A 16,122-nucleotide genomic window follows, 5' to 3' on the forward strand; every position below is an offset into this window, starting at 1 on the left:
TTGACTCAAACATTCAGCTCTCAAGTCCTTCGCTGGTTTCAACAGCATGGTCGCAAGCATCTTCCCTGGCAGAAAAATGTCACCCCATACCGTGTCTGGGTTTCAGAAATCATGCTCCAACAAACCCAGGTCACCACCGTTATTCCGTACTTCGAACGTTTTATGGAGACATTTCCCACAGTTCAAGCATTAGCCGAGGCTCCGCAAGACCGAGTACTGAACTTATGGACAGGTTTAGGCTACTATGCCCGCGCCCGTAACCTTCATAAAACCGCAAAAATCATTTGCACCCGTTTTAACGGTAAGTTTCCTAAAAAAGTTCATGAGCTTGAAGAATTACCCGGTATTGGTCGTTCGACAGCAGGCGCTATTCGTTCACTTGGGCATGGTGAGTACGCTCCAATTTTAGATGGCAATGTTAAACGTGTCTTAGCCCGCCACTTTGCTGTCGCAGGTTGGCCGGGTAAAACCAGTGTATTAAAAGAGCTCTGGCAACTCAGCGAAGAGCTTACTCCTGAGAGTGACTCTGGTGCCTATAATCAAGCCATGATGGATATCGGTGCAATGATATGCACCCGAACTAAGACACTCTGCGAGCAATGTCCCGTCAACAATACTTGTTTAGCCAAAGCAAAGAATACAATGACACAGTACCCGGGTAAGAAGCCGAAAAAAGCCAAGCCAGTCAAGGCAACGCATATGCTGCTTTTCCGCCACCAGGGCCACTTGTTATTGGAGAAAAGACCGCAAACAGGTATTTGGGGAGGACTGTGGTGTTTCCCTCAAAGCTCAGAAGAAACAGAAGTGCCCTCAGTGATCAGGCAGTACGGGTTAACTGAGCATAGCCGCCAACAGTTGCACGGTTTCAGGCACACCTTCAGCCATTTTCATCTGGATTGCTACCCTCTGCTGATAGACGTCGTTCCCGCTGAAACTCAGCTTAACGATAACCAGCACCTCTGGGTAGAACCTGACACCGATAAGGACTTGGGCTTTGCTGCACCAACCGTTAGACTGATGAAACAATTAATGACCAATAAGTGAGTACAACATGAGTCGTACCGTATTTTGCCAGCATTATCAGAAAGAAGCCGAGGGACTGGACTTTCAGCTTTACCCCGGTGAACTGGGCGAACGAATTTTTAATAACATATCAAAAGAAGCCTGGGCTGAATGGCAAAAGAAACAGACCATGCTGATTAATGAAAAGCGACTAAATATGATGGATCCATCTGATCGCGAATTTCTTGAAGCCCAAATGACGGCCTTTTTATTTGAAGGCAAAGATCCCCAAATAGAGGGCTATACTCCTCCCGAGAAGTAATTGTCTCAGTAATCTTTTTTAAAGAATGCTCTTTTTTCTTGTCAATCTAAATTATTGTCTAATATATTGACAATAGGTATGGCTTATGAGCCTCACTGGAGCTTAGACAGCCAATCTGTTAGACTACTAACGAATTCAACAAAAGGGAGTCTCTATGAAAGCGCCATCCTGGCGAAGAGCCGTACTGAAAGTGGGGAGTGCGCTCATCGCGCCAGATGAAACTGGGGTTAGTACCAAATACCTTTTACCCATCGCTCGTTTTATTAACGAATGCCGCGAACGCGGACAAGAAGTTGTCTTAGTGTCATCGGGCAGTGTCGCTGCCGGACGCAAGCATATTAACTTTGAACACAAGAAAGTTCCTGTAGCCGTACGCAAAGCAATGTCAGCCGTCGGTCAGAATGAAATGATGGGCTACTGGTCGCGCTTCTTTGATTCCCCCTGCGCCCAGTTGTTAATGACACACAGTGACTTACGCGACCGCGCTCGCTACGTGAGCATTAAAAACACCTTAAACAGATTGTTAGAGCACAACATTTTACCTGTGGTAAACGAAAACGATGCTCTGGCTACCGACGAAATGAAAGTAGGCGACAACGACAACTTGTCAGCCATGGTAGCCACGTTAGTTGATGCCGACGCTCTGTTTATTTGTTCAGACATCGACGGCTTATACGATTCCGATCCAAACCTGAACCCGGATGCCAAGAAAATACCGGTGGTTGAACAAATTGACGAAAGTATTTACTCACTTGCCGGTGGTTCTGTGAGTTCTGTAGGTACTGGTGGTATGCGGACCAAAGTTGAAGCCGCTGAGAAAGCCACTTCCCATGGTATTGATACCTACATAGTCAACGGTCGCAAAGGCGAAACCTTTGAATCGTTGTTACAAGGTGACATCCCCGGCACATTATTCCGTCGCCAATCTGATCCAATTAGCAACAAAAAGCATTGGTTAAGACATACCTTGGTTGCTCAAGGTGAAATATTGGTTGATGAAGGTGCTGAAAAAGCATTAATTGAGAACGGTGCCTCGCTATTGAGTTCAGGCATTGTTGATGTACAAGGCGATTTTGATCGCGGTGACGCCGTGCTGGTTCGTAGCGCTAATGATACTGACGCTATTGCAAAGGGTATTTGTCAGTACAGCGCGCATGAACTTATGCACATTAAAGGGCAGCAAACAGAAGACATAGCTGAAAAATTTGGCTATAGCCCAATTACAGAAGTCATTCACCGTGACGATCTAATGATTTTGGAGGACGCATGAGCCAGCAATTAGCAAAAGAAATTTCACAGCGCGCTGCAAAAGCAGCACGCGCTGTAGCAACCTTATCTGAAGCAGATAAAAACCGTGTGCTACAGAAAATGGCAGACGCAATTCGCGCACGCCAGGACAAGATTATTGAAGTCAATAAGAAAGACCTGGCCACCGGTAAAGAGAAAGGCCTGAGCGATGCCATGATGGATCGCCTGGAATTGACACCGGAACGTGTTGAAGGCATGGCTTCCGCCATTGAGGAAATCATTGCATTAAAAGATCCGGTCGGCGACAGCTACGTGCTGGATGAGCGCCCTAACGGAATGAAAATTGAAAAAATGCGCATTCCACTCGGTGTTATCTGCATGATTTATGAAGCGCGTCCAAATGTGACCGCCGATGCCGGTGCCCTGTGCTTCAAATCTGGCAACGCCGTTATATTACGTTGTGGCCGTGAAGCAATTGAGAGCAGTAAAGCCATTGCTGAAGCACTGCACGAAGCTTTAGAAGCCAGCAACTTGCCAAAAGACGTCATCACGGTAGTACCAACACCTGATCGTGAACTGATGACCGAGTTGCTGCAACAAAAAGATTATATTGACCTGGTTATCCCTCGTGGCGGCGAAGGTCTGATTCACTTTGTTAGTGACACCAGTAAGATCCCGGTGATTCAACACTACAAAGGCGTTTGCCATCTTTACGTTGATAAAGACGCCGACCTTGATAAAGCCCTGGCTATTTTACTTAATGGTAAAACCCAGCGTACCGGCGTTTGTAACGCGCTTGAAGGCTTACTGGTTCATCAAGATGTTGCTGATAAATTCTTACCTATGGCTGCTAAAGCCCTGGCTGAGAAAAACGTAACAATCCACGCCGATAAACGTTCAGTAAGCTACTTTGACGGCGCTGATGAGATTGCAGACGATGCCTTTGGCGAAGAATACCTTGCTCTGGAAATTGCGGTTAAAACCGTTGATAACTACGAAGGTGCTATTGAGCATATTCAGGAGTTTGGTAGTGGTCATACAGAAGTGATTATTACTGAAAACGATGAAACCGCTAAGCGTTTCATTCGTGAAGTAGATTCAGCCGTTACCATGGCGAATGTCTCATCTCGCTTCTCAGACGGCGGTCAGTTAGGTTTAGGTGCCGAAATTGGTATTTCTACCAGTAAGCTGCACGCTTATGGACCAATGGGTCTTGAAGCACTAACAACTGAAAAATTCGTGGTAACCGGTAACGGTCAAGTTCGCGACTAATTCAGTGCTTTAACGCATAAAAAAGCCCCGGCTCATTGAAGTGAGTCGGGGCTTTTTTTATGGCTTGAAGCTTAACGGCGATAACCCGTTAATAACTCAGGCCAGTCACGAGACTCCTTCCAGTAAAAAGTCTCGTTCTTTTCTTTTTCTTTGCGCAGGGAGCGCAGCAAACGCTGAATATTCGCTTCCTTCCACTCCCCGCTCTCACGGAAATCACACTTATCAAAGTCCACAATCCAGGCTTTGTCGTTGTCATCCAGCATAAGGTTGTGACAATTCAAATCCGAGTGATAAACACCAGTATCGTGCAATTGCTTAATAGCACTTCCGAGCTTTTGCCAAAGCTCTGCTGAAAGCTGTTTCTCACGCAATAGCCGGTAAACATCAACTGCGCCGGGAATCACTTCAACTAAAATATCAGCTTTATAACTAAATACGCCGGTCTTTTCCATTCTCGCCGCCACAGGGCGAGGAACCGGCAAGCCAATATCACGGAGTTTACAGAGCAAATCAAACTCGTGTATTGCCCGGCTTTTCTCCGCTGGCTCGCGTAAAAAACGGTCTTTATTAATTTTTCCAACCAAACCACCACGGTAATAGTGTCGCAACAAAAGTCCCAGATCGCCTTGTTGGATAAACCAGACAGTTGCACGCCCCGTCGAATTCCCGGCAATCGCCTTTTGTTGCTGCCAATATTGGGCTGAAAAATGCTTATCTTCTATCGTTTCTATAATATCGCTGTCATAGCGAATGAGCCCTCGGGGAGTCTGCTCTGTTTTTATCATACCGCTTCCTGTCAGAATATATTCCAGTGCTCGCTTTAAGACTCTTAACGTAGCACCCTGATGCGTTTGTAAAACGCTTTTAGCAGCTTCATGTTGCGCTTTCATGACCGCTGTCTGCTGTATCAAACTCACAGCCTGTTTAATTTCTTCGGCATTTTTTACCCATCGCACAGCGCCGACTTTAGACAGCTCAGCGTAAACCTGTGGGAAATTAAATACATGCCGCCCAGACATAACATTGGAGCCAGAAGCAATAACTTCAAGGGGGTTGTGCCCTCCGCGCTCAATGATACTTCCGCCGACAAAGCTCATAGAAGCTAACTGCCCCCACAGCATCATTTCGCCCATACTGTCAGCGAGAAAGACATCACAGTCCTGTGGTATCTCATTAAGCTCGCTGCGTCGAGCCAACTTTAGTCCCGACTGCCGAGTCAGTTCCGCAACTTTTTCAAATTGCTCAGGGTGCCTTGGCGCAATAATAAGACAGGCATCAGGTTGTTCTGCCTGAACCAGCTTATGTGCTTTAAGAAGAACTTCATGCTCCCCGGGGTGACTGCTACTCGCCAACCAGACGCTCCTTCCAGAGCAACTCTGCTTCCACGGGTAAGCTTTATCAGTATCCTTGCCGGAAAGTTGGATATCGTATTTAAGATTTCCGTCGACAAAAAGTCGACTCGGCGCTACCCCCAAAACTTTCATTCGACGCGCAGTTTCTTTATTCTGAACCGACACCAGAGTCAGTTGTTTCCATACAGCCTTCATAAGCCAATGGAAACGCCGATAACCCTTGGCGGAGCGCGCCGAAAGCCGGGCATTCAATAAACTTACAGGTACATTAGCTTTGGAAAAATGGTTCAGCATCTGCGGCCAAAGCTCTGTCTCCATTATCCATACAGCTTTAGGTTTCAGCTTACGCACGAAGCGCTTCGCTGAACCCGGAGTATCAATTGGCCAATAACGACAGCTGACAGACTCGCCAAAATGCTGCTGAATGAGTGTCCTGGCGGTTGGTGTCATACAAGTAATCAGCACTTTTTGCCCGGGCTGTTGATGCAACAGCTGCTCTATTAGTCGCTTAGCCGCTAAGGTTTCTCCAACAGAAACACTGTGGATAACTAGGCACCCCTGCAGCTTTTTATCAACAGCGCCTAATGCAAGCCTTTCTGACCAGTTCTGACGGTAACGGGCATCCTTCTTGCCACGCAGCCACAACCAGACAAAAACGGCTGGAGTGACCAGCCGCAATAGCATTCCATAGAGCCACAGTCTCATATTTTTTAACGCCAATACTCGGCAATCCACTTAGTCGGCAGGACTTTCCGGTACCACTTACCACTTCGGCCTTCTAATGCATCATCCGGGTGTGGCTTGCCATGAAAGATAATAACTTTTGCTTCTTCAGGTATACGGGGCTCCTGGAAAAAGCTTAACGGGAACGGGCGCAGACAATGACGTTTGAAGCTACGACACCACTTTTCCGGCCAGTATTTCAGCTTGTTCTGACGATCGACAAAGTGCGTAATGTACTCTTGTTCATTTCGCACATCGGCGGTAGCTGCATCAGGGTCTTTCTTCAAATGCTCTAAGGCGTCTTCATGTGCACCAATATTAAACCGGAATACCGAGGTATTGCCTGTAGCGTCGGATTTATCCCATTCTTTGATCACCATAAAGTCACCTTCAGGTTCAAAGAATTCATCAAGACTGCCGACAATAATAATATCCAGGTCCAGAAACAGTGTAGGCCCTTCAAGATCATACAAAGGGTTTGCGAAACAAGTCAGCTTTAGCCAACCGTGTCCTTTAGTCCAGGGAAGCTGTTCATCAAAGTCTTTAAAGCCGATTTTAGGAATCGCCTTTACTTCAATGTCGTCATTAATGCCTTCAAAATCGTCTGTAAAACAAACAAAACGGAATGGCCGACTGAGATGTCGGCTGACCATAGAGTGCAAAGTATTGACGTAATCTGAGCCATACTTTTTACCCCATTTAATACAAATTACATTAACTGTGTTTTGCTCTGAAGAGTTTCCGCTCTCTGTAACCTGATTCATAATCACTCCTGGATCTTAAACTACCGCGCATCATGCCATATTTTAGCTCATTTAGGTACGCCGATCTGAATCCTCAGAGCCTGCGTATTGACTGACTGAACATTTAAACTTAAGTGACTATGACCACTCACACCGTTCGGTTAATACTCGGCGACCAACTCAATGTCAGGCACTCCTGGTTCCGACAAAAGGAGCAAGGTGTACTTTATGTCATGATGGAGCTAAAACAGGAGACTGACTACGTCGTTCATCATCGACAAAAAGTGTTGGCTTTTTTTAGTGCAATGCGCGCCTTTGCTAATGCATTAGACTCGGCTGGGCATCGCGTACACTATATTAAACTGGATGACAGCGACAACCAGCAAAGTCTGACACAAAACCTTGAATATATTATCGCTCAAAACAAGGGAGCGGTCCTGGAATGTCAGCAACCCGACGAGTATCGGCTCGATCACCAACTTAGAAGCTGGGCCGGCGCCAGAAACATCAAGTTAAACTGGTATGATACTGAGCATTTCCTCACTACGCGTGATTCATTAAAAGAATATTTTCCCGATAGCAAAAACTACTTAATGGAAACCTTTTACAGAAAGGTGCGCCAGCAATACGATATTTTGATGGAGAACGGTCGCCCGGTCGGCGGTCGCTGGAATTACGATAAGGAAAACCAGAAAAAGATTCCTGCCAATCAAGGTGTAGAACCTCCCCTGGTATTTTCTAATGATGTCTCAGATATCGATACTTTGCTGCAAAAGTGCCATATTCAGACAATGGGCAAAGCTTCCCCAAACCAATTAATATGGCCGGTAAACCCTCAACAATCAAAACAGTTACTTGAACATTTTTGTCAGTTTGGGCTGCCTAATTTTGGTCGTTATCAGGACACCATGGCAACAGCAGACACACTTAAGGAAGCTCACTGGAGTTTGTATCACTCCAGGCTCTCGTTCTCTTTAAACACGAAAATGTTACATCCACTAGAAGTTGTAAAAGCAGCTGTTAATACCTGGTCTGAGAATCAAGAAAGTATATCAATCGCTCAGATTGAAGGCTTTTGCCGGCAAATTATCGGCTGGCGTGAATTCGTCCGGGGGATTTACTGGGCGCATATGCCTGACTACAAAAACCTTAACGCCCTGGATCATAATAGACCTTTGCCTCATTTTTACTGGACTGGTGACACCAAAATGAATTGCCTGCATCACTCTATTGAGCAATCCTTAGAATATGCGTATGCACACCATATACAGCGGTTAATGATAACCGGAAACTTTGCTTTGTTGGCGGGTGTGTCACCAGACGCTCTGGATGACTGGTACCTTGGTATTTACATTGATGCTATTGAATGGGTAGAGATGCCTAATACCAGAGGTATGAGTCAGTATGCTGACAACGGTCTGATTGCCACAAAGCCTTATATTGCCAGTGCTAACTATATGCAGAAAATGGGGCACTATTGTAAAGAGTGCTATTATGACCCAAAGAAAAAAAGTGGAGATAAAGCCTGCCCTTTTAACAGCCTGTACTGGCATTTTATTGAGCGTCACAAAGAACAGTTTAAAGATAATCACAGAATGCGCATGATGTATCAGGTCTGGGGTAAGAAAACCAACGAAGAACAGCAGGCGCTACTGAAACAGGCCGAAATTTACTTAGATAATATCAACGAGTTATAAAAGGAAGCACAATGAACAAATGGATAATCCCGCTACTTTTAACAGTTCTGCTGAGTGCCTGTAACACGCAGCCAACACCGGTAGCCAATGTTGTCGAAGACTTTGAGGCAAAACGTTACTTAGGCAAGTGGTACGAAATTGTCCGTATGCCACACAGCTTTGAAGAAGGTCTGCAAAGCGTTACGGCAGAGTATCGCCTAAACGGTGATGGTACCTTAGAGGTTACAAATCGCGGTTATCATGTTGAAAACGAAGAGTGGCAGACAGCTATTGGTCTGGCTAAACCCGTTGAAAACATGGAAGCAGCTTACAAAGTGACTTTTTTCTGGCCATTCTACGGTGGGTACTATGTCAGTTGGCTGGATGACAACTATCAGTTGGCAATAGTAACCAGTGACTCACACGAATACTTTTGGTTATTGTCGCGAACTCCTGATGTTGCTCAGGATGATATTGACTATGCCTTAGCTAAAGCTCATGAATGGGGATACGATATCGACCAGATGATCATGGTTGATCATCCGGCCGAATTTCAAGACGCTAATTAATTAAAGCGGCGCGCAGCACCCTTACCGGAGTTGCGCTTAGGTCCGCCGCGAGCATCACGGTCACGCGGTGGGCGTGGCGCACGTTTTACTTGCTCATCGCTTAACTCAAGACCCATTGGCTGCTGACGCACACGGGCTTTTTTCAGTACATGCATAATATCTTTTGGCATACCCTTAGGTAGCTGCACTAAAGAATGATTATCAAACAACTGAATTTGACCAATGTACTTGCTGTCCATTGAGGCTTCGTTAGCAATAGCCCCAACGATGTCACCAGGGCGAGCACCATGTTCGCGGCCAACCTGAATTTTGTAAGTTTCAAAATCCACATCGGCGGCACGACTTGTCGCACGCTCTGCACGAGGCTTGCGTTTGTCGCCACGATCACTACGCTCATTGCGACCTGAACGTTCACTGCGCATTTCGCGTACAGGACGGTCTTCTTTCAGGAACAATGGGCGCTGCTCGTTCTGTTGAGCCAGAAGCGCTAATGCAATTTCTTCAGCACTCAATTCAGACTGTTCCAGCCACTGCCCTAACAATTTCTCTAGCTTAGGCTTATCAGCACTTGCCGTTTCCGCTGCCAAAGACGCTTGTAGCTTTTCCAGTAACTGTTGCTGGCGGTACTTGCTCAGTTCGTTAGCGTTTGGTACTTCAAAGAACTCAACCGGAGCATTGGTTAAGCGCTCATAGTGACGCAACAAATGACGCTCTTTTGCACGGAAGAACAAAATCGCTTCACCTGTACGGCCCGCACGACCAGTACGTCCAATACGGTGAACATAAGATTCAGTGTCGCTCGGTAAGTCATAGTTAATAACGTGCGTAATTTCAGGAACATCTAAGCCACGAGCAACAACGTCGGTTCCTACCAGAATTTCGATGTGTCCACTACGCAACTGACTGACGGTCTGCTCACGCTGAGCCTGGTTCAAATCACCGCTTAATGGCGCCGCTTTAAAGCCGTTGCGTTGCAATAATTCAGCCACGTCCATTGTATCCTGACGGGTACGTACGAATATCAATGCGCGCTGATACGGAGTCACTTCTAACAACCGAGTCAGAGCAGTCATTTTAGTCATGCCCTGAACTTTCCAGGCTTTCTGCTTAATGGTCGCCTTCTCGCGAGCAATAGCTTCAATCTGAATGTTCAGCGGATCTTTCAGGAACGTTTTTGCCAGTTTACGAATTGCATTTGGCATAGTCGCTGAGAATAATGCGCGTTGCGCCGTATTCGGTACAGCTTTTAAAATGGTTTCGATGTCTTCAATGAAACCCATATTAAGCATTTCATCAGCTTCATCCAGAACACCAACTTTCAAACCGTCCAGCTGCAGAACGTTTTTATTCAGTAAGTCGATAAGACGACCCGGGGTACCAACAACAATGGCGGTGCCCTGCTTCAGAGCTTTGACCTGCGGTCCAAATGGCGCTCCACCGTATACCGTTGCAACGCCAACACCACGCATTTTTGCAGCAAAGCCTTCAAGCGCTTCAGCAACCTGAATAGCCAGCTCACGAGTTGGTGTTACTACTAATACCTGAGTTTGCTTAACTGATGCGTCTATTTTTGCCAACGCTGGTAGACCAAAAGCGGCAGTTTTACCGGTACCTGTCTGGGCTTCACCCAATACATCCTGACCTTCAAGCAACGCAGGAATAGCCTGCAGCTGTATAGGAGTAGGGGTTAAAAACTGCATTGCGTTTAATTGTTCAAGCACAGCACTAGGTAAGGCCATGTCGTTAAACGACACGCCCGTTTGGGTATTTGACATATTTGTCTCACTTTATTCCCGTTTGCCCATTGGCAAACACAACAAAAAAGGGGTTATGGCCCGGCAACAGGAATCAGTATTCAGTCTCTAAACTGTCTGGACTGGAATCAGGCGCTGCAACCCCACGAATCAAGGGTGACCGCTGCCTCATCAGTTATGCGGTGTTCCTTGAGGAACGGCGGATTATACGTTTTTTTACCAGGAACGCAATGTATTTGAGTTTTTTTTCACCAAACACATCAATTTCTGTCAAAATCATCGAAAAAGTTGAACCATTTCTCTTTATATTGCCTACATTATTAGAGAGTTTTTTCAAATTTGGAGGCACTATGTCAGCACATTCTATGTCATCGTTGACTAAGAAAGATTGCTTTATCGAAGGTCACTGGGTTCCTACAGACAAACGTTTCTCAGTTACCAACCCGGCAACCGGCGACGTGTTAGCCGAAGTTGCTGACGCCGACGAGGATTTAACGCAACGCGCTATCAATGTTGCTGAAACGGCTTTGAAAAGCTGGCGTAAGAAAACCGCTCGCGAGCGTGCAGTTCTTCTGCGTAAGTGGTACGAAGCCATGATGGAAAACAAGCAAGCACTGGGCGAATTAATGAGTGCTGAGCAAGGTAAGCCCGTCGCCGAAGCCGTTGGTGAGGTAGAATACGGAGCCAGCTTTGTCGATTGGTTTGCCGGTGAGGCTGAACGCATCGATGGCGATATATTGCCTAATGCTGACAGCAGTAAGCGCGTCATGGTCACTAAAGAGCCAGTGGGTGTCTGTGCGGCCATTACTCCATGGAACTTCCCGAATGCCATGATCACTCGCAAAATAGCACCGGCATTGGCAGCAGGCTGCACTATCGTAGTTAAGCCGCCCCAGCTAACGCCTTTATCCAGTTTAGCCCTGGCACAGCTAGCCAGTGAAGTGGGTATTCCCGATGGTGTCATTAATATCATTCCAACCAGCGACGCAAAAACAGTCGGCAAACGTTTGGCTACCTCTCCTAAGGTTCGCAAGTTGTCATTTACCGGCTCAACCGGGGTTGGCAAAATTTTAATGCAACAATGTTCAGAGCACGTAACCAAACTGTCATTAGAGCTTGGAGGTAATGCCCCTTTCATCGTCTTTGATGACGCCGATATTGAACAAGCAGCTGAGCAGCTCATTGCCTGCAAATTCCGTAACGGCGGGCAAACCTGCGTATCGGCCAATAGAATACTGGTGCAAAAGTCTGTCGCCGAGAAGTTTACAGATGCTGTTGTCAGCAAGGTAAAAGGTCTGAAAGTGGGGCCCGGAACTGAAGAAGGCGTCGACTTAGGTCCACTTATCGATCAGGATGCAGTTGATAAGGTTCAGCGGCTGGTATTGTCGGCCAAGTCTGATGGTGCAACCATAGAAACCGGCGGTTCAGTAATGACCGAACTCGGTGATTTATTCTACGCTCCGACGGTATTAACTGGCGTCACTGACGATATGGACATCAGTGAAGAGGAAATCTTTGGCCCGGTGGTGGCTATCAATACCTTTGAAAGCGAAGAAGAAGGTATCGAGAAAGCGAATAACACACCTTTTGGTCTGGCGTCTTACTTTGCAGCAAAAGACACCGCCCGTATCTTCCGCGTCAGCGACGCGCTTGAATATGGCATGGTTGGTGTTAATACCGGTGGAATTTCTCACGCCTACAATCCGTTTGGCGGAATTAAAGAGTCAGGTGTTGGTCGTGAAGGTTCTAAATATGGTATTGACGAATACCTTGAGTTAAAAACAGTGACTCTTGGCGGACTTGGATGAACCCATTCGAAAGTACATTTAAACAGCTGAAAAGCCATTTCGACAGCGGACTCACCCGTCCGCTGTCGTGGCGTTTAAACCAGCTTAAACAACTTCAACGCTTCCTGGATGAAAATGAAAAACCTTTACTGGAAGCATTAAAGAATGACCTGAACAAGCACCCGAGTGAAGCACGCTTAACTGAATTGCAGTTTTTGCAAAGCGATATTAAACACACAATAAAAGCCTTACCGAAATGGAGCAAAGCCCGTAAAGTCGGCAACCCATTACTCGCCTGGCCTGCTAAAAGTCAGTTAGTCCCGGAGCCTTTAGGTACCGTATTAATTTTAGGCGCCTGGAACTACCCTTTACAGCTCCTTTTTGCGCCTTTAGTGGCAGCTATCGCTGCGGGTAATTGCGCGTTAATAAAACCATCCGAGCATGCATCTGCAACGGCGGATTTACTGTCCCGGCAACTCCCCGACTACCTGGATAACTCCGCCATAAAAATTGTGACCGGAGCGGCAATCGAGTCGCAACAGCTGACAACATTGCCTTTTGACCACATTTTTTATACCGGTGGTGAACATGCCGCTAAATCAATTATGGCAGCGGCAGCTGAAAATTTAACACCCGTCACACTTGAGCTTGGCGGCAAAAGTCCCGCGGTAGTTTTAGCCGACGCACCTATTCAGGTAGCAGCCCGACGCATTGTCTGGGGTAAATTCCTGAATGCCGGTCAAACCTGTATTGCACCTGACTACGTGCTGGTCGAAGACAGCGTAAAAGAACAACTCATTAGCGCTATGCATCAGGAGCTGGTTAACTTTTACGGCGATGACCCACAGAACAGTGACTGTTACGGCAGAATTATTCACCAGGGGCATTGGCAACGCCTCACGCAAATGCTGGATCAGGAAAACATCGTTATTGGAGGCGACTTTGATAAAGCGGAGCGTTATATCGCACCAACCATAGTCGATGGCGTTAAAGAAAACAGCGCCCTCATGCAGGAAGAAATTTTTGGCCCAATACTTCCTGTTATTACCATTAAATCAGCAGCCGATGCGATTGAGACAATCCATCGCCATCCTAAACCGCTTGCGCTTTATGTCTTTAGTAACACTCAACGGTTACTCTCTTTATTTACCGAGAAAGTTTCTGCCGGAAACGTGTGCTACAACGACACGCTCATGTTTATGCTTAACGACAAACTGCCATTTGGCGGCGTTGGTCGCAGTGGCATGGGTCGCTACCATGGTAAGTTTGGGTTCGACACATTCAGCCATTTAAAGCCCGTTATGAAGCGCAGTTTTCGGTTTGATGTTGCCTTGCGCTACCCGCCTTACAGCAAGTTTAAGGACAAAATCTTATCCTGGTTTAGTCCCTAGGCATTGAAATTCAGCGGGCGCGTCTGCATATCACTAGTAACAGTTTAGTGAAATGAAATATCTACAGGAGCGTGCGCTGCTAATGTCTGAATCCAACATCGTTAACGTTGACTTGCAAAACTTCCAGCAGGTTCTACTGGAAGGTTCAAAAGAAAAACTCATTATTATCGATTTTTGGGCAGACTGGTGCGAGCCCTGCAAACAGCTCATGCCAGTACTGGAAAAGCTGGCCTCGCAATACAGTGAGCAGGTTATCCTCGCCAAAATAAACTGTGATGAACAGCAAGAGCTGGCAATGCAGTTTGGTATTCGAAGCCTGCCTACAGTCGCCTTTTTTAAAGATGGCCAGCCCGTAGACAGTTTTGGCGGAGTCAAAACTGAAGGCGAAATTCGTGAGATACTGGATAAACACCTGCCCAGTCCGTCTGACGACTTGATTCAGCAAGCTCAAACCGCAATGGGCGAAGGTGATGCGAATAAAGCTTATACCTTAGCGAAACAAGCTTACGATATCGACAGCAGCAATATGCAGGCATTGAAACTGCTGGCCGAAGCTGCCGTTGATGCTGGCCGCCTCGACCAGGCAAAAGAACTGGTCTCTAAAATTCCAATGGTTGAACAAGATAGCGACTATCAGCGCATAAAAGGCAAACTTGAACTTGCCGAGGATGCCGCCGACTCACCGGAACTGAGAGCTCTGCAGGAGCAGGTCGAAAAGCAACCCGACGATTTATCTCTAAAGCTGCAGCTTGCTCTTAAACTTCATGAAGCGCACCGCGATGAAGAAGCCTTAGAGCTGGTATTCACCGTGTTAGCTAAAGATGTGAACTTTGCTGATGCGAAAAAATACGCGCTCGACATTATCAATTCCTTACCGGATGGTGATCCTCTGGCAGCGACCTATCGTAGGAAGTTATACAGCACTATGTATTAATGGCTGTTCACTAGCAACTTTGGCCGGCTTCCTCAGCCGGCTTTTTTTTATCCTGGCTTTTCGTGATAATAACGCCATGCAGAAAATCTATCATCAGCGTATTCAGTCCGGGTCACTTCAGTCCGATAAACACCAACACAGTGCTGTTAATGCACTGCAACAGCGGCTGGACTCACTTGCCCGAGGTAATCAACCACAAAGCCTGTACCTGTTTGGCCCTGTAGGCCGTGGGAAAACGCTTTTAATGGACTTGTTTTACCAATACCTTCCGAAAGACAAAGCCATACGTCTGCACTATCACCACTTTATGGCAAAAATTCATACAGCCCTTAACCAAAGACAAGGCGAAGCCGACCCTATGGAAGCCATTGCAAGTTCCTGGGCGCAGCAATATTCGGTTATCTGTCTTGACGAATTTTTTGTCGAAGACATTGGTGATGCAATGATCCTGGCCAGGTTATGGGAAGCTCTGTTCAATAACGGCGTTACCTTGGTAACCACTTCAAACGCACCGCCCAAAGAACTTTACAAAGGTGGTTTGGCACGTCACCGTTTTGAACCTACCATCGACTTACTGAATAAAGAATGTGAATGTCTGGATTTAGGCTTAGGCATCGACTATCGGCGGCTTAAGAATACAGACCTGCCGTTTTACCTCAAACAGGGGACTCAAAAGCAGTTGCGTTCGGTCGCAGAAAAGCAGTTTGGGGAAACTCTCCGATGCTCCTCTGTTTCGGTTATGAACCGGTCAATTCACTCTTTATGGCGAAACAATAACGTCATTGGCTTTGAGTTTATGGCACTTTGCTCAGGCCCCAGAAGCCAACGCGACTACATGGAGTTAGCCGCTCAATATAGTGCAATTGCGGTGCATGGTGTGCCCACATTTTCTTATCTGCCCGATAAAGACCTGGTACACGGCGTTGAAGAAACTTATCAACGTGAGCATCAAACCAATAGCGTCAGCAAACTGGATAATGAAGCGCGTCGTTTTATCGCTTTGGTTGACGAATGCTACGACAACAAGTGCCTGCTAATACTGACCGCAGAAACCGATATCGATAAGTTGTATCAGGCAAAGCAGCTGGAGTTTCCTTTCAGACGGTGCGTTTCTCGTCTATTTGAAATGCAGCAGTGGGGAAACTCAATGAAAGGAAACACGCTGGTAAAAAGACGCCAATCTGTTCCAGAGAGCTAAATTCCCTGTATTTACCAGCGTGTTAAAACTGAGTTATAAAAAGGTTATATTATTTTTAACAAATTCCAATATTGCAATTGTAATGGATGTTAAAATAAATTTTGTTTTTAAACCTAATTTCCCGCATTCTGCCGCACAATCACTGATTAGC

Annotated in this window: 13 protein-coding genes; 10 read left to right on the forward strand and 3 right to left on the reverse strand. The window is 46.5% G+C overall.

What is annotated here, in order from left to right; all coding sequences use genetic code 11:
* From mutY to VBY75_RS09780, 4 genes are all read left to right on the forward strand, one after another.
* The gene (gene mutY, locus VBY75_RS09765; protein WP_199495120.1) at positions 1–1,044 is read left to right on the forward strand and encodes an A/G-specific adenine glycosylase; all 1,044 of its coding nucleotides are present in this window, start codon (positions 1–3) and stop codon (positions 1,042–1,044) included.
* A 7-nt stretch (positions 1,045–1,051) separates the two neighbouring features.
* Entirely contained in the window at positions 1,052–1,324 is a 273-nt protein-coding gene (locus VBY75_RS09770; RefSeq protein WP_054489235.1) for an oxidative damage protection protein, read from the forward strand.
* Between the two features lie 154 nt (positions 1,325–1,478).
* Entirely contained in the window at positions 1,479–2,594 is a 1,116-nt protein-coding gene (gene proB, locus VBY75_RS09775; RefSeq protein WP_054489237.1) for a glutamate 5-kinase, read from the forward strand.
* Entirely contained in the window at positions 2,591–3,844 is a 1,254-nt protein-coding gene (locus VBY75_RS09780; protein WP_222235669.1) for a glutamate-5-semialdehyde dehydrogenase, read from the forward strand. Before proB ends, VBY75_RS09780 begins: the two co-directional genes overlap by 4 nt.
* A 71-nt stretch (positions 3,845–3,915) precedes the next feature.
* Here VBY75_RS09780 and VBY75_RS09785 read toward each other — a convergent pair whose 3' ends face one another.
* Positions 3,916–5,901 carry a 3-deoxy-D-manno-octulosonic acid kinase gene (locus tag VBY75_RS09785; RefSeq protein ID WP_416512259.1) on the reverse strand — a complete coding sequence of 662 codons (1,986 nt, stop codon included), beginning with the start codon at positions 5,899–5,901 and terminating at the stop codon, positions 3,916–3,918.
* Positions 5,902–5,906: 5 nt separating this feature from the next.
* Positions 5,907–6,683, reverse strand: a complete 777-nt coding sequence (locus VBY75_RS09790) for a glycosyltransferase (protein ID WP_199495122.1) — start codon at positions 6,681–6,683, stop codon at positions 5,907–5,909.
* 119 nt (positions 6,684–6,802) lie between these two features.
* Between VBY75_RS09790 and VBY75_RS09795 the strand changes: the two genes are divergently transcribed.
* Both VBY75_RS09795 and VBY75_RS09800 read left to right on the forward strand, forming a co-directional pair.
* On the forward strand, positions 6,803–8,359 hold the full coding sequence (locus VBY75_RS09795) for a cryptochrome/photolyase family protein (protein ID WP_416512261.1): 1,557 nt from the start codon (positions 6,803–6,805) through the stop codon (positions 8,357–8,359).
* An 11-nt stretch (positions 8,360–8,370) separates the two neighbouring features.
* Complete coding sequence (locus VBY75_RS09800; protein WP_222235673.1) at positions 8,371–8,907, forward strand: lipocalin family protein; 537 nt, start codon at positions 8,371–8,373, stop codon at positions 8,905–8,907.
* Here the strand turns inward: VBY75_RS09800 and VBY75_RS09805 are convergent.
* Positions 8,904–10,682, reverse strand: coding sequence for a DEAD/DEAH box helicase (locus VBY75_RS09805; RefSeq protein WP_224798228.1), 1,779 nt, complete (start codon positions 10,680–10,682; stop codon positions 8,904–8,906). The genes VBY75_RS09800 and VBY75_RS09805 overlap by 4 nt on opposite strands.
* 344 nt (positions 10,683–11,026) lie before the next feature.
* Here VBY75_RS09805 and VBY75_RS09810 point away from each other — a divergent pair, with 344 nt between their 5' ends.
* The 4 genes from VBY75_RS09810 (at position 11,027) to zapE (ending at position 15,971) form a co-directional block, all read left to right on the forward strand.
* On the forward strand, positions 11,027–12,469 hold the full coding sequence (locus VBY75_RS09810; RefSeq protein ID WP_224798281.1) for an NAD-dependent succinate-semialdehyde dehydrogenase: 1,443 nt from the start codon (positions 11,027–11,029) through the stop codon (positions 12,467–12,469).
* Positions 12,466–13,839, forward strand: coding sequence for an aldehyde dehydrogenase family protein (locus VBY75_RS09815; protein ID WP_278355866.1), 1,374 nt, complete (start codon positions 12,466–12,468; stop codon positions 13,837–13,839). Before VBY75_RS09810 ends, VBY75_RS09815 begins: the two co-directional genes overlap by 4 nt.
* Positions 13,840–13,921: 82 nt before the next feature.
* Positions 13,922–14,773: a thioredoxin gene (gene trxA, locus VBY75_RS09820; RefSeq protein ID WP_278355865.1), complete on the forward strand. Its 852-nt coding sequence runs from the start codon at positions 13,922–13,924 to the stop codon at positions 14,771–14,773.
* 76 nt (positions 14,774–14,849) lie between these two features.
* Positions 14,850–15,971, forward strand: a complete 1,122-nt coding sequence (zapE, locus tag VBY75_RS09825) for a cell division protein ZapE (RefSeq protein ID WP_054489400.1) — start codon at positions 14,850–14,852, stop codon at positions 15,969–15,971.
* Positions 15,972–16,122: the final 151 nt, after the last annotated feature.

It is taken from the genome of Idiomarina sp. HB (genome assembly GCF_048059115.1).
GTDB lineage: Bacteria > Pseudomonadota > Gammaproteobacteria > Enterobacterales > Alteromonadaceae > Idiomarina > Idiomarina abyssalis.